Origin of the sequence: Thioalbus denitrificans (assembly GCF_003337735.1) — a bacterium.
GTDB classification, from domain to species: Bacteria; Pseudomonadota; Gammaproteobacteria; order DSM-26407; family DSM-26407; genus Thioalbus; species Thioalbus denitrificans.
In genome coordinates this window covers 146,658-161,198 of the sequence record NZ_QPJY01000004.1, presented here as the reverse complement: position 1 = coordinate 161,198, position 14,541 = coordinate 146,658, and the positions used below count along the sequence as shown (strand labels likewise).

Sequence of the window (14,541 nt, the reverse complement as noted above, 5' to 3'; positions counted from 1 at the left end):
GGTGGTCGGCTCGGACGAGGGGGAACTAGTGTACTGCGCCGCTCTTGGAGGCCCATTCAGCGAGTCGCCGGCCGGTCAGATGCAAGGCGCGTTTGCGCAGGAAGGGCAGGCCCCCTTTCAAGCGAGCGCAACACCGCAGATGGCCGGCCGGCGGCTCGCCCGCAGGGAGCCCCCCGAAAGCGCCATGACTGCGTTGCAGTGCTTGACAAGGGAACAACCATTGCCTGCGCGCTGCGCCTTGTCCTGGCACTTTCGGGGGGGCTCTGAAAGTGCCTCCAAGAGTGGCGCAGTACACTAGTGTACGGGTCCCCCGATCTCGGCCAGCAGCGCCCGGGTCGTGGCCAGGATGCGGCGGCGCTGGAGGAAGAGCTGCAGGCGGCTGCCGCCGCGCTGGCGCCACAGGAAGGCGGCCCGGACCCCGGCCAGCAGGAGCGCCCGGACCCGGGCGGCGTTGTCCGGGTTTTCCAGGTAGACCGGTTCGCCCCGGACCAGGATCCGGAAGCGCAGGCGACTCAGGGTGTCGCCGTAGGTGCCGCCCAGGTTGGCGATGACATTGGTGTGGGTGGCGCCGAAGGTCTCGGCCTGGGCGCTGGCGCGCTCGATGCCGGCGCGCAGGGTCGCGAGCATGTCCCGGTCGCGGTGCAGGCGCCTCTCCAGGTACATGAGGCTCACCACGTAGCGGGTGATCTCCGCATCCTGCGGGCTCTGGGCGAGCTGCGAGGCCAGGGTCTCCAGCCCCAGGCGCACGCCCGCTGTGCCGTCGAAGACCGCGGGAACGTCCGGCGCATCGATGCGCAGGAGACTGCCGATGCTGGACCGGTAGGGCGTCTCCGGCACGCGCCCCTCGCGCGCCTGGAGCTGCACCAGCAGCGCGGCCTGGAACACGCCGGCCAGCGCCAGGGTGATGTCCCGCAATCGTTCGCTCAAAGGCCCACCTCGGTTTCGCTGCGCTGGAAAGATTCGATGATGCCACCGCCCAGGCACACCTCGCCCTGGTAGAAGACCACGGACTGGCCCGGAGTCACCGCCCGTTGTGGTTGTCCGAACACCACCCGGAGCCGATCGCCGGCCGCCTCGATGCGGCACGGCTGGTCGGTCTGCCGGTAGCGGACGCGGGCGGTGCAGTCGCAGGGCAGCGGCGGCGGCCCGCCCGCCACCCAGTGCAGATCGGCGGCGCTCAGTGATCGGCTGAAGAGCAGGGGGTGATCGTGGCCCTGGGCCACCACCAGGACATTGCGCTCGAGCGCCTTGTCCACCACGTACCAGGGTGCGCCGCTGCCCTCGGGCAGGCCGCCGATGCCCAGCCCCTGGCGCTGGCCCAGGGTATGGTACATCAGCCCGGCGTGGCGCCCGATGATCCGGCCCTCGGGCGTCTCGATGTCGCCCGGCCGGGCGGGCAGGTAGCGGGCCAGGAAATCCCGGAACTTGCGCTCGCCGATGAAGCAGATGCCGGTGCTGTCCTTCTTGGCGTGGTTGGGCAGGCCGGCCGCCGCGGCGATGCGCCGCACCTCCTCCTTGCGCAGGTCGCCCACGGGGAACAGGGTGCGGGCCAGCTGGGACTGGCCCAGGGTATAGAGGAAATAGCTCTGGTCCTTGCCGGGGTCGGCCCCGCGCAGCAGGCGCCAGCGGCCCTGCAGGTGGTCGCTGCGGGCGTAGTGGCCGGTGGCGATGGTATTGGAGCCGAGAGCGGCCGCGTGGTCGAGGAAGGCCCGGAACTTGATCTCCTTGTTGCACATCACGTCGGGATTGGGGGTTCGGCCCGCGGCGTACTCGCGCAGGAAATACTCGAACACCCGGTCCCAGTACTCGGCGGAGAAGTTGACCGTGTGCAGGCGGATGCCCAGCAGGCTGCACACGGCCTCGGCATCGGCGAGATCCTCGGCCGCGGCGCAGTACTCCCCGCGGTCGTCCTCCTCCCAGTTCTTCATGAACAGGGCTTCCACGGCGTAGCCGCGCTCCAGCAGGCGCAAGGCGGAGACCGCGGAATCCACGCCGCCGGAGAGCCCGACGATGACCCGCTTTCCGCTCATCGACCGCCCCGTTCCGGCGCCGGGCAGGCGGGGGTGACGCTCGCGGCCTTCCTGCGCCACAGCTCCAGCGGCGCCACCAGCGGCAACTCGCCGTTGGCGCCGTACCAGGAATCCACCGCGTAGCGCTGTCCGCTGCCGCGCTCCCCGATGACCGCCGTCCAGTGGATATCGAACAGCCACGGGTTGCGCCGGACACGGCCCACGCTCCGGTGCCAGCGCAGCAGGCCGGAATCATCGAGCAGATGCAGGTAGGTGGCGGTATTGGTGGACTCGTCGATGCAGTCCTGCTGACCCCGGACCCAGGAGCCGGCGCTGTTGCAGGCCCGATCGGCGCTGGTGCCGGAGCGCCGCCCCGCCAGGCTCTCCAGCAGCGCCACCGCCGCGGCGATGCGGCTGCGTTCCGCGGCGGCATCGACCGGCGGCCGGCGGAACAGTCCCCGTACCGACGACCACTCCGCGGCGGTGAGCCGGATTTCAGTCTGGTGCCGGCAGCCGTAGCCGTGGCAGATGTTGAAGGGCGGGGGGGTGGCCGCCGGGGCGAGGGCGGGGAGCAGCCCGAGCAGCAGCCCGCCGGCGAGTCCTTTCATGGCCCGGGCCTCCAGCCGTCGCGCCACACCTCGAGTGGGAGGATCTCCGGCGCCGCGCCATTGGGGTGGAACCAGCTGTCCACGGCATAGGCGGTGGCGCCCGGGATCTCGCGGATCACCGCGGTGGTGTGTGGCCAGCGGCCGATGAACAGGCCGCGGGTGGCGCGTGGGGCGACCGCGTGGTGGCGGAGCAGCCCGCCGGACTCCAGCAGGCGCAGGTAGGTGGTGGTGTTGGTGGACTCGTCGATGCAGTCGAGCTGATCGGGGCCCGTCCGGTCGAAACGGGTCATCGCGAGGTCGCCGGCCGTGCCGGTGCGCGCGCCGCTGAGGCGCTCCAGGTAAGCGACCGCGGTGGCGATCCGGCGCCGTTCGGCTGCTGCGTCGGGGGCGGGCGGTTCGAACAGCCGACGCACTTCCAGCCACTGTTCCGGGGTGAGCCCCACCGTGTCCAGCCACCGGCAGCCGTGGCCATGGCAGACCGAGAAGCGCTCGGGCACCGGCGCGGTGATGATATCCCCGCGCACGAAGGTGTCCCGTGCCGGGGTGCAGCCGAGAGCCAGCACCGCGGCGAGCACCGGGATGGCCTGGGTCCTGGAACGTAGATGGTGCTGTCGTCGGGGCACGGTGCCGCTCATGTGTCGTCGCAGGCGGGAATCGTAGCGAAAAACACCGGTCGAGTGTGAATTCCCGGTCAGGCATATGGAGCAGGCTCCGATTCGGCCGCCACCTGGGCGGGGCATTGTTCCATGCCCGGCGCATTCAACGGCACAGCGTGCGGGATTTGCCGGGGCCTTGCGGTTCGCGGGGATTTGATGCCCACTCCGTTCACGGGCGTATGAAAACGCTTCCCCACGTTTATACAATGTTCCCGATACTAGTGTACTGCGTCACTCTTGGAGGTACTTTCAGAGCCCCCCGAAAGTGCCAGGACAAGGCGCAGTGCGCAGGCAATGGTTGTTCCCTTGTCAAGCGCTGCAACGCGGTCATGGCGCTTTCGGGGGGCTCCCTGCGGGCGAGCCGTTGGTCGGCCATCTGCGGCGTTGCGCTTGCTTGAAAGGGGGCCTGCCATTCCTGCGCAAGCGCGCCTTGCATCTGACCGGCCAACGACTCGCTGAATGTGCCTCCAAGAGTGACGCAGTACACTAGCGCCTATGCCCGGATCCTTTGAGGAGATTCCATGAACGAGAAAGCCCGCGGACAAGGCCTGTTGAGCGTGGAGCAGGCCCTGGAGGCCCTGCTGACACGGGCCGAGCGTATCGTTGACAGGGAGGAGGTTGCGCTCGACGAGGCCCTGGGGCGGGTGCTGGCCCACGGCCTCGCATCGCCCCAGAACGTCCCGCCCCACGACAACAGTGCCATGGACGGGTATGCCGTACGCTGCGCCGACCTGGCCGGTGGCGCCCTGCGGGTGGGCCAGCGCATTCCGGCCGGCAGCCAGGGAGTGCCGCTCGAGCCCGGCACCTGTGCCCGCATCTTCACCGGAGCGCCGATCCCCCCCGGGGCCGATGCGGTGGTGATGCAGGAGCACTGCCGGGTGGCGGGCGATCAGGTCACGGTGGAGCAGCCCGCCAGTCCCGGACAGCACGTCCGCCGGGCCGGCGAGGACATCACCGCGGGGGCGGAGATTCTTGCCGCCGGCACCCGGCTGCGCCCGCAGGAACTGGGGCTGGCCGCCTCGGTGGGGCTGGCGCGGCTGCCGGTGGTGCGCCGTCCGCGGGTGGCGCTGTTCTCAACCGGCGATGAGCTGGTGGCGCCCGGGGAGGCCCTGGGTCCGGGCCAGATCTACAACTCCAACCGCTATACCCTGGCCGGCCTGCTCCGCAACCTGGGCTGCGAGGTGCTCGACCTGGGGGCGGTGGAGGATACCCTGGAGGCGACCCGCGAGGTGCTGCGGCGCGCCGCCGGGGCGTGCGATCTGATTCTCACCAGCGGCGGGGTGTCGGTGGGGGAGGAGGATCACGTGAAGGCGGCGGTGGAATCGCTGGGCGCGCTGGAGCTGTGGCGCATCGCGGTCAAGCCGGGCAAGCCGCTCGCCTTCGGCAGCGTGGACGGCACACCCTTCATGGGACTGCCCGGGAACCCGGTCTCCAGCTTCGCCACCTTCTGCCTGTTCACCCGCCCGTTCCTGCTGCGCCGCCTGGGCGTGCAGGCGGTGATGCCCCGGGTCATTCCGGCGGAGTCAGGATTCGACTGGACCCGTCCGGGGGACCGGCGCGAGTACCTGCGGGCACGCCTGGAGCCTGACGCCGCGGGGCGCACCGTGGTTACCCTCTACCCGAACCAGGGTTCCGGCGTGCTCACCTCCACGAGCTGGGCCGAGGGTTTCGTCATCGCCCCCGAGGGCCAGGTCATCCGCCGCGGTGACCCGGTGAGCTATATTCCATTCGCGGAGCTGTTGTCCTGAACCGCACGGGAGCCATGCCGATGATCCGGATTCTCTATTTCGCCCGCCTGCGGGAACAGCTCGGCACCGGCGCCGAGACCCTGCCGCTTCCCGAGGGTGTCACCGACGTGGCCGGACTGCGTCATCTGCTCCAGGCACGGCAAGGTGTCTGGAGCGAGGCCCTGGGGGGCAGCGCCCGGGTGCTGGTGGCGGTCAACCAGGAGATGGCTGAAGACGCCACGGTGCTCAGTGACGGCGACGAGGTGGCTTTCTTCCCGCCGGTGACCGGGGGCTGAGGCGTCTCCCGGCCATGGGTGCGCCGGCCGCCACTACGGTGCTGTTCCGAGCCGCTGGATGGCTGGTGCCGGTGCTGGCGCTGCTGCTCGGTGCGGCCGGCACGGCCGAGGTGCCGTTCGTCGATGATGAGCTGGTGGCGCGCATCGGCGCGGAGTTCGGCGACGAGGCCGGTGAGCGGCTGGTGAAGTGGCGCGAACTGATGGAGACGGCGGGTGATGTCGGGGAGGAGGAGAAGCTCGAGCGGGTGAACCGTTTCTTCAACCGGCTCAACTTCGTTTCCGACCTCCAGCACTGGGGCCAGGAGGACTACTGGGCCACCCCGGTGGAGTTCCTCGCCACCGACGGTGGCGACTGCGAGGACTTTTCCCTGGCCAAGTACTTCACTCTCAAGGCGCTCGGCGTGCCCGAGGAGAAGATGCGGCTGACCTACGTCAAGGCGCTGCGGCCCAACGCGGTGAGCCAGGCCCACATGGTGCTCACCTACTACTCCAGCCCCGAGGCGGTCCCGCTGGTGCTGGACAACCTGATCCAGCCCATCCGGCCCGCCACGTCGCGCACCGACCTGGTGCCGGTCTACAGTTTCAATGGTGCGGGGCTGTGGATCGCGAAGCAGCGTGGCCGCGGCGTGCGGGCAGGGGACTCCAGCCGGCTCAGCCGCTGGACCGAACTGCTGCAGCGATTCAACTCCGGTGACGTGCGCAAATCCCGGGAATGACCATACGCGGTACCCTCGATCATGGGAGAGCAGCGGACATGACACTTTTCAGGCAGCTGGTGGCCACCATCCTGATGCTTTTCCTGGTGGTGTTCTCCGTGACCCTGCTGGTGAACCTCAACAGCTCCCGCACCTTCCTGCAGGAGCAGCTGGTCTCCCACGCGCAGGACACGGCAACCTCCCTGGGGCTGTCCATCTCCACCCACCTGCGCGCCGACGATCTGCCGGCCATGGAATCGATGGTCAACGCGGTGTTCGACCGGGGCTACTACCGCAGGATCGAGCTCCGGCGCATGGACGGCGCCCCGGTGGTGGTGCGGGAGCTTGAAGTGCGCATCGAGGGGGTGCCAGAGTGGTTCATCCGCTGGCTGCCGCTGGAGGCGCCCAGTGCCGATGCCCTGGTCATGTCGGGCTGGAACCAGGTCGGTACCGTCACGGTACAGAGTCATCCCGGCTATGCCTACGCCGCCCTGTGGGATACGGCCCGGCAGCTGTTCGCCTGGTATGCCGGGCTGGCCTTGGCGGCAATGCTCACCGGCTGGCTCGTTCTGCGGCTGCTGTTCCGGCCGCTGCTGGATGTGGAGCGCCAGGCCGAGGCCATCTGCGCACGCAACTACGATATGCGCATCCCTCTGCCGCACACCCGTGAGCTGCGCCGTGTCGTGGTGGCGATGAACAACATGACCGGCAAGGTGAAGGCCATGTTCGAGGAACAGGCCCGGGCGACCGGCCAGCTCCAGCGCCAGGCCTACAGCGACCCGGTGACCGGACTGGGCAACCGCCGCTACTTCAGCAGCCAGGCGGAGAGCCGGCTCGGCTCCGGCGACGAGGCGGGCGGTGTGCTCTTCATCGTCCAGCTCGAGGGGGTGGAGGAGATCAACCAGTCCCGCGGCTATGCCGCCGGCGACGAGTTCCTGCGCGCCGCCGCAGGCGTTGTCTCCGCCTGCCTGACGGGGCAGCCCGGCGCCCTGGCGGCACGCCTGTCGGGCGCCGCCTTCGGAATGATGCTGCCGGGGCTCGAGCGAGCCGATGCGGAGTCGGCGGCCGTGGACATCAGCACGGCCCTTGCTTCACTGCACACCCAGGGGTTGACCGAATCCTCGTCCGTGGCGCACCTGGGCGGGTGTCTCTACCGCCCGGGGGGCAGCTACCACGACATCATGGCCGAGGCGGACCGGGCGCTCAGCCTCGCCCAGTCCCGGGGCGCCAACACCTGGCACTGCACCACGCTGCCCGTGGACAGGGGGGCGGAGGTGCATGGCGGACAGGAGTGGCACGCCTTCCTCGAAGCGGTAGTGCGGGAGGGACGCTTCGAGCTCCACAGCCAGCCGATCGTGGCCGCGGGCGATCCGGGTCGGGTGCTCCACCGCGAGGTCCTGGTCCGCGTCGCCGCCGCCGACGGCAGTCTCAGGAATGCGGGCATCTTCATGCCGATGGCGGAGCGCCGGGGGCTGGCCACCGCTTTCGACCGGGCCATCGTGGAGCGTGTGCTCGGACTGATGAGCCCGGGCGGGGTGCTGGCGGTGAACCTCTCGCCGGTCTCCCTGGAGGATGGGGCGTTCCTCGGCTGGCTGGAGGCACGGCTGGAGCCGGCGGCAACCGGCGGCCGGCTGATCTTCGAGGTGCCGGAATTCGGCGCAACCCGATCCCTGGAGGCCCTGCTGGCGTTCACCCGCGTGCTCCAGGCCCGGGGCCACGGCATCGCGGTGGACCATTTCGGCCGCGGTTTCGCGAACTTCGGCTATCTGCGGTCCCTGCGGCCGGAATACGTCAAGATCGACAGCGCCTATACCCGCAACGTCGGTGCGAGCCAGGACGACCAGTTCTTCGTGGGTTCCCTGTGCCGGGTGGCCCACAGCCTGGATATCGACGCCATCGCCGAGGCGGTGGAGTCGGAGGCGGAGTGGGCGGTGCTGCGGGATCTGAACGTGGACGGCATCCAGGGCTACGCGGCGGGCCGTCCGGCGCCGATGTAGGATCTCCCGGCCGGGAGGCAGGTTGACGGGAAACGGATGAAGGGGGACAGATGCGGTGATGGGTGATGAGAACCGCGGCGCCTGGCATCCATCACGCGCTCACGCGCTCACGCACTCACGCACTCACGCACTCACGCACTCACGCACTCACGCACTCACGTATTTACGCTTCACCCTCAGAGGAGCTCCTCCTCGCTCAGGGAAAAGCCGGGGGCGCCGCCTTCGCGCAGCCGTTCGCGGGCACTGCGGCGGGCCGTGAGCTTGCGCTGGGCCTCCACCGGCAGCTCGGTGATCAGGATCAGGTTCTTGTCGATGAGCAGGTGGATGAGGTCCTCCACCACCCGCACCAGCTCCAAATCGCTCAGCTCCAGGTAGCCCTCGGGACTCGAGTCGTCCCCGATGAACTCCCGCAACTGGTGATCCCCCGCCGCCAGCCACTCGTCCGCATCCGCTTCGGGCTGCTCGAACAGGGCCACGATTCGTCCTTCAGCGTCACGTCGCACGTAGGGCATGTGATGGAGTTCTCAATTTTGACAAATATCTACAATTTTCCGCCCCAGGTATCCAGACTCTCTGGATGCCTGTCACCTCATCCACTCATAATGCGATTCAGCAGGCATGAGGCGTCTTGATTCCTACTGTATGGCAATTTTACCGCTGTACAGCAAGGGAAAATGTGCCATGGACGCCCTATCCTTATATAGAGTGTCGATGTAGCCGCAACATTGCGGCTCTTCATCAGGGCCGGTCCACGGCAACCCCATCGACAGCGGTGAGGTCTCAGGCGTAAAAATAACACCATGCACGCCCAACCCAACCCCACAGGCAACGAAACGGAGCCGTCTGCGCCCGGTATCGAGGAGCGCAGTTTCGACGATCCCCTGCTCGACTGCCTGGTGCTGCTCACCCAGCACCACCACCGGCCCATCAGCGTCGAGGCTCTCCGTGCCGGTCTGCCGCTGGTCCAGAACCGCCTCACCCCCGAACTGTTCGTCCGGGCCGCCGCCCGGGGCGGGCTCTCGGCGCGGCTGGTGAAGCGCCCGCTGCGGCGCATCAGCCCCCTTACCCTGCCGGCGGTCCTGCTGCTGGAGGACAACCAGGCCTGCCTGCTGTTGGCGCTGGACAACCGCAACGGGAAGGCGCAGGTGGTGCAGCCCGAGTCCGGCACCGGCGTGGCGGAGGTGGCCCTCGCCGAGATTGAGCCCCTCTACACCGGCTATGTCATCTTCGTGCGGCCCGAGTACCGGTTCGACGCCCGGGCCCCCGAACTGCTCGGCATCCGCAGCCGGCACTGGTTCTGGGGCACCCTGGCCCGGTCCTGGCGCATCTACCGCGATGTGCTGGTGGCCTCGTTCCTCATCAACCTGTTCGCCCTGGCCAGCCCGCTGTTCATCATGAACGTCTATGACCGGGTGGTGCCCAACAATGCGGTGGAGACCCTCTGGGTGCTGGCCATCGGTGTCGCCATCGTCTACGGCTTCGACCTGCTGCTGCGGGCGTTGCGCGGCTACTTCATCGATATCGCCGGGCGCAAGTCGGACGTGATTCTCTCGGCCATGATATTCGAGCGGGTACTGGGCATCCGGATGATGGACCGGCCCGTCTCCGTGGGGGCCTTCGCCAACAACCTGCGCGAATTCGAGAGTGTCCGCGATTTCATCACCTCGGCCACCATCTCGACCGTTGTGGATCTCCCCTTCGTGGTCCTGTTCCTGGTCGTGATCGCCTTCGTGGGCGGCCCCATCGTGCTGGTGCCCGCGGTGGCCATTCCCATCGTCCTCATCTACGCCCTGTTCGTGCAGGGACCCCTGCGCGAGGCGGTGGATCACTCCATGCGCATGGCCACCCAGAAGAACGCCACCCTGGTGGAGAGCCTCACCGGGCTGGAGGCCATCAAGACCCTGGGCGCGGAGGGGGTGATACAGCGGCGCCTGGAGCAGGCCACCGGCTACATGGCCCGGTGGGGCGTGCGCGCGCGGATGCTCTCGGCCTCGGCCCTCAACATCGCCGTGCTGATGCAGCAACTGGCCACGGTGGGCACGGTCATCTTCGGCGTCTATCTGATCGGGGAGGGCGAGATCAGCCTCGGCGGCCTCATCGCCAGCGTCATTCTCACCGGCCGGGCGGTCGCGCCCACCGGCCAGGTGGCCAACCTGGCCACCCGCTACCACCAGGCACGGGCGGCCCTGCAGAGCCTGAACTCCATCATGGGCCTGCCCCAGGAGCGGTCCACGGGACAGGATTTTGTCCACCGGCCGGTCCTGCAGGGCGATATCGATCTGCGGGACGTCAGCTTCTCCTACCCCGGGCAGAGCGAGCGGGCACTGACCGGCGTCAACCTGCGCATCCGCGCCGGGGAGAAGGTGGCGCTCATCGGCCGGGTCGGCTCCGGCAAGACCACGGTGGAGAAGCTCATCCTCGGACTCTATGCGCCCACGGACGGGGCGGTGCGCATCGACGGCATCGACCTGCGCCAGATAGACCCGGCGGATCTGCGCCGCAACACCGGTTACGTTCCCCAGGACACACTCCTGTTCTATGGCAGCGTGCGGGATAACATCCGTCTCGGGGCGCCATTCGCCGATGATCGGGAAGTTCTGCGGGTGGCGGAGCTGTCCGGGGTGACCGATTTCGTCAACCTGAATCCGGCCGGGTTCGACATGATGGTGGGCGAGCGGGGCGAAACCCTCTCCGGCGGCCAGCGCCAGGCCATTGCCATCGCCCGCGCCCTGCTGCTGGAACCGCCGATCCTGCTGCTGGACGAACCCACCAACTCCATGGACAACACCACCGAGGAGCAGTTCAAGACCCGGATGGTGCAGGTGCTGGCCGGAAAGACCGTGGTGCTGGTGACCCACCGGGCCTCCCTGCTCAACCTGGTGGACCGGATCGTGGTCATGGACAGCGGTCGCATCGTCGCCGACGGACCCAAGGAGCAGGTCCTGGAGGCGCTCAAACAGGGCAAGCTGCGCGTGGCGCGCTAGAACGGGCGGACATGGACGAGGAAAGACGAGACATAGAGCGCAGCGGCGCGGCGGGTGAGCCCCGGACCCCGGCCAACCCTTCCATGATCAAGGAGCCGGAGGATCTGGACTTCGTTTCGGATGCCGCCGCCGCCGTGCTCGAGGACGCTCCGCGGGGGGGGCGTTTCATCGTCTGGTCGATCCTGCTGTTCATCGCCCTCGCCGGGGTCTGGGCCAGCCGCGCCGAGCTGGACGAGGTGACCCGCGGCGTGGGCAAGGTGATCCCCTCCCGCCAGGTCCAGGTCATCCAGAATCTCGAAGGCGGTATCGTTGGCGAGCTCCTGGTGCATGAAGGCGACATCGTCGACAAGGGCCAGGTCCTGATTAAGATCGACGACGTTCGGTTCTCCTCCTCGTTCCGGGAGAGCCGGCTGCGCTACCTGGCCCTCGCCGCCAAGGCCGCCCGCCTGCGCGCCGAAGCCCTGGGGGAGGAGTTCAAGGCCCCGGAGGAGGTGGTCAAGGAGCAGCCCGAACTGGTGGAGCGGGAACGGGAGCTCTACGACACCCGCCAGCAGCAGCTGGAGGCCAGCATCCGCATCCTGCGGGAGCAGGAGACCCAGCGCCGGCAGGAGCTGGCGGAGCTGGAGGCGAAAAAGGGCCAGGTGGGGCGCAGCTACAACCTGGCCTACCGCGAACTGGTAATGACCCGCCCGCTGGTCAAGGACGGCGCCATTTCCGAGGTGGAGGTACTGCGGCTCGAGCGCCAGGTCAACGATCTGCGCGGCGATCTCAAGGCCACCGAACTGGCCATTCCCCGGGTCCAGTCGCGCCTGGATGAGGCCCAGCGCAAACTGGAGGAGGCGCGGCTGGCGTTCCGCAACGATGCGCGCACGGAACTCAACGAGACCACCGCCGAGATGGGACGGCTGTCGGAGTCCAACATCGCCCTCGAAGACCGGGTGGAGCGGACCCTGGTGCGTTCACCTGTGCGTGGCGAAGTGAAACGGCTGCTGGTGACCACCGAGGGCGGTGTGGTGCAGCCGGGCATGGATCTCGTGGAGATCGTGCCCCTGGAGGACAGCCTGATGGTGGAAGCCAAGATCTCCCCGCGGGACATCGGCTTCCTCCATCCGGGCCAGGCGGCCATGGTCAAGTTCACCGCCTACGATTTCGCCATTTACGGGGGGCTGCCGGGCAAGCTCGAGCAGATCAGTCCCGACAGCCTCACGGACGAAAACGGTGAGACCTACTATCTGGTACGGGTCCGCACGGACAAGAACCATCTGGGCAGTGAACAGAAGCCGCTGCCCATCATCTCCGGGATGCAGGCCGGGGTGGACATCCTCACCGGGAAGAAGACGGTGCTCGAATATCTCCTCAAACCGGTATTGAGGGCCAAGGAGTATGCACTCAGGGAACGTTGAGAGCGCCACCATGGTGGTTATCGGCACGAACCGGGACGAACTCGCCGGACGCTGGCGCGATGCGCTGGGCTCCGGCTTCCAGACGGGCACTGTCGCCAACCTCGATCTGCTGCGCCAATGGCTTGCCGCCCGTCCGGCCGGATTGCTGCTGCTACATCACCGGCTGCCGGGTCTGAACGGTCGCGATGGGGTCGTGCAGCTGCACAAGGCCCACCCCAACCTGCGCATCATCCTCTTTTCGGATCGACCTGGAGACGACGAGGGACTGACCTTCCTGATGGCCGGGATCCGCGGCTACTGCAACACCTACATGGCCCAGCCGCTGCTGGCCCAGGCGGTGCGGACGGTGCTCGACGGCGAGGTCTGGGTGGGCTGGAGCCTGATGCAGCGCCTCATCCGCGCGGCCGGAGCCGGCGCCGTGCCCGGGGCCAGCGGAAACGGTCTGGAGGGGTTGACCGCGCGGGAGCTGGATACCGCCCGGCTGGTGGCCGGCGGTGCCAGCAACAAGGTCATCGCCTCCGAACTCGGCATCACCGAACGCACGGTCAAGGCCCACCTCGGCTCCATCTTCCAGAAGACCGGGACGAAGGACCGTCTGCAACTGGCCCTGCTGGTGAACGGCCAGCCCGGACGGACGGTCCATTGACGGATAACGGCGAGTTCCGGGTGGCTGGGAGCCTGTCGGACTTGAGACTGATCTACTGCGCCGGCGGGACAGCGGTCCATATGGGTCCGATTTTTCGTTACATAGACCCACTATGCGCCTCAAAATCGGCCCCATCTGTCCTCGCTCTCCCACTCGGCTCGCTACGATCGCTCAAGTCCGACAGGCTCCTAGGGAAGGCGGGTGACGGAGCCGTTTTCCCATCACTCATCACCATGAGTGCGTAGGGCCGGATTCATCCGGCCAGGCACGGCGCCGAACCCCGGCACCCTGTGCGGATGAATCTGCACCTGGGATCCCGTCTCCCCACCCACCCGGGCCGTAGGGCCGGATTCATCCGGCCAGGTAGTGGCAGTCCCTCGTTCGTTCGCAGTTCCCCGCCCCCCGAACTCTGCCAACCCCGTCACGAATTCCCCCGACCTGTACCAAGGTCCAATGGTGGGCCCGCCCAGCAGGTCTAGCCTTAATACAGAAGCGGCGGGTCCATGTCCGGGCCCGACATGGACCTATGTGAAAGAATCAGGAGACACACCATGGCAACCAGCGCGCAGGTAATCGGCTTCGTCACGGCCCTGAAGGGGTCGGCCACGGCCATCTCCACCGACGGTGTATCCCGCATTCTCGCGCTGGGAGATGCCGTCCATCTAAATGAGGTCATCCAGACCGGCGATGCCTCCGCGGTGATGGTCGAATTCACCGACGGGACCCGTCTGGACCTCGGCCGCAATGCCGAGGCGATGCTGGACAGTTCGGTCTTCACTCCGCCAGGCGCGGAGCAGGCCGCCGAGGCGATTGCTTCGGTAGACGCCATCCAGCAGGCCATCCTCGCCGGCGAGGACCCCACCGCGCTACTGGCGCCCACCGCCGCGGGACCGGGTGCGGGAGAGGCCGGTGCGCCCGTTGACGAAGGCGGCACCAGCTACGCCGTTGTGGAACTCACCGGCAACAGCATGACCCCGGACAGCGGCTTCGAGACCACGGGGCTGGGCTTTGAATTCCTCGAGCCGCAGCCGGCACTGGTCATCGAGGAGGAACCGGTGGTCAATATCGTCTTCGTCGGTGACGAGGGCGATGCCGTCGAGGAGGGCAATCCCGCGGAATTCCTGGTGACACTCAGTGGTCCGGCGGGTCAGCCGGCCACCGTGGCGCTCTCGGCAACCGACGGTACGGCTGACAGCACCGATTACAACGGTGTCCAGTTCTACTATGACGCGGCCCTGACCCAGCCCATCCCCGGTAATGTTCTCACCTTCGCGCCGGGCCAGACCGCCATCAACGTCTACGTCCAGACCTACAACAATGACCCGCCCTACGGCGAGGCGAACGAGAACTTCACGGTGACGGCGGAGGCCCTCACTGGTGCCCAGGGCACCGGCGCGGCCATCGGTGTCATCATGGACAGCGACCTGCCGACCATCAGCATCGCCGATGCCGGGACGGTGTCGGAAGGCACGACGCTGGCCTACGTGGTGAGCCTGAACGGGGCGAGCGACCAGGCGGTG

The 14,541-nt window shown here is 68.0% G+C and carries 13 protein-coding genes; 8 read left to right on the top strand and 5 right to left on the bottom strand.

The window, feature by feature from the left end; translation table 11 throughout:
• Positions 1–294: 294 nt before the first annotated feature.
• The 4 genes from hflD to DFQ59_RS10665 are packed head-to-tail and all read right to left on the bottom strand — an operon-like array spanning position 295 to position 3,240.
• Positions 295–927, bottom strand: coding sequence for a high frequency lysogenization protein HflD (gene hflD / locus DFQ59_RS10680; RefSeq protein WP_170142129.1), 633 nt, complete (start codon positions 925–927; stop codon positions 295–297).
• Complete coding sequence (gene mnmA / locus DFQ59_RS10675; protein ID WP_114279692.1) at positions 924–2,030, bottom strand: tRNA 2-thiouridine(34) synthase MnmA; 1,107 nt, start codon at positions 2,028–2,030, stop codon at positions 924–926. Before mnmA ends, hflD begins: the two co-directional genes overlap by 4 nt.
• A complete protein-coding gene (locus DFQ59_RS10670) occupies positions 2,027–2,617 on the bottom strand; it encodes a hypothetical protein (protein WP_147275225.1) in 591 nt (196 codons plus the stop codon). The genes mnmA and DFQ59_RS10670 overlap by 4 nt, the downstream gene beginning before the upstream one ends.
• On the bottom strand, positions 2,614–3,240 hold the full coding sequence (locus tag DFQ59_RS10665) for a hypothetical protein (protein WP_211314882.1): 627 nt from the start codon (positions 3,238–3,240) through the stop codon (positions 2,614–2,616). The genes DFQ59_RS10670 and DFQ59_RS10665 overlap by 4 nt, the downstream gene beginning before the upstream one ends.
• 554 nt (positions 3,241–3,794) lie before the next feature.
• On the opposite strand from DFQ59_RS10665, the gene DFQ59_RS10655 reads away from it, so the two are divergent.
• From DFQ59_RS10655 to DFQ59_RS10640, 4 genes are read left to right on the top strand one after another with little or no spacing between them, the layout of a single operon-like run.
• Complete coding sequence (locus DFQ59_RS10655) at positions 3,795–5,021, top strand: molybdopterin molybdotransferase MoeA (protein ID WP_114279689.1); 1,227 nt, start codon at positions 3,795–3,797, stop codon at positions 5,019–5,021.
• A gap of 20 nt (positions 5,022–5,041) precedes the next feature.
• Entirely contained in the window at positions 5,042–5,296 is a 255-nt protein-coding gene (moaD, locus tag DFQ59_RS10650; RefSeq protein WP_114279688.1) for a molybdopterin converting factor subunit 1, read from the top strand.
• A 14-nt stretch (positions 5,297–5,310) separates the two neighbouring features.
• Positions 5,311–6,012 carry a transglutaminase-like cysteine peptidase gene (locus DFQ59_RS10645; RefSeq protein ID WP_114279687.1) on the top strand — a complete coding sequence of 234 codons (702 nt, stop codon included), beginning with the start codon at positions 5,311–5,313 and terminating at the stop codon, positions 6,010–6,012.
• Positions 6,013–6,050: 38 nt separating this feature from the next.
• Positions 6,051–7,988, top strand: a complete 1,938-nt coding sequence (locus tag DFQ59_RS10640) for an EAL domain-containing protein (protein WP_170142128.1) — start codon at positions 6,051–6,053, stop codon at positions 7,986–7,988.
• Positions 7,989–8,164: 176 nt separating this feature from the next.
• Here DFQ59_RS10640 and DFQ59_RS10635 read toward each other — a convergent pair whose 3' ends face one another.
• Entirely contained in the window at positions 8,165–8,500 is a 336-nt protein-coding gene (locus DFQ59_RS10635) for a hypothetical protein (protein ID WP_114279685.1), read from the bottom strand.
• 288 nt (positions 8,501–8,788) lie between these two features.
• On the opposite strand from DFQ59_RS10635, the gene DFQ59_RS10630 reads away from it, so the two are divergent.
• The 4 genes from DFQ59_RS10630 to DFQ59_RS19850 all read left to right on the top strand — a co-directional run.
• Positions 8,789–10,972: a type I secretion system permease/ATPase gene (locus DFQ59_RS10630; protein ID WP_114279684.1), complete on the top strand. Its 2,184-nt coding sequence runs from the start codon at positions 8,789–8,791 to the stop codon at positions 10,970–10,972.
• An 11-nt stretch (positions 10,973–10,983) separates the two neighbouring features.
• A complete protein-coding gene (locus tag DFQ59_RS10625; RefSeq protein WP_245937253.1) occupies positions 10,984–12,375 on the top strand; it encodes an HlyD family type I secretion periplasmic adaptor subunit in 1,392 nt (463 codons plus the stop codon).
• A 10-nt stretch (positions 12,376–12,385) separates the two neighbouring features.
• Entirely contained in the window at positions 12,386–13,021 is a 636-nt protein-coding gene (locus DFQ59_RS10620; protein ID WP_211314881.1) for a response regulator transcription factor, read from the top strand.
• Positions 13,022–13,572: 551 nt separating this feature from the next.
• The coding region (locus tag DFQ59_RS19850; protein WP_170142127.1) for a retention module-containing protein at positions 13,573–14,541 on the top strand (969 nt) is incomplete at its 3' end.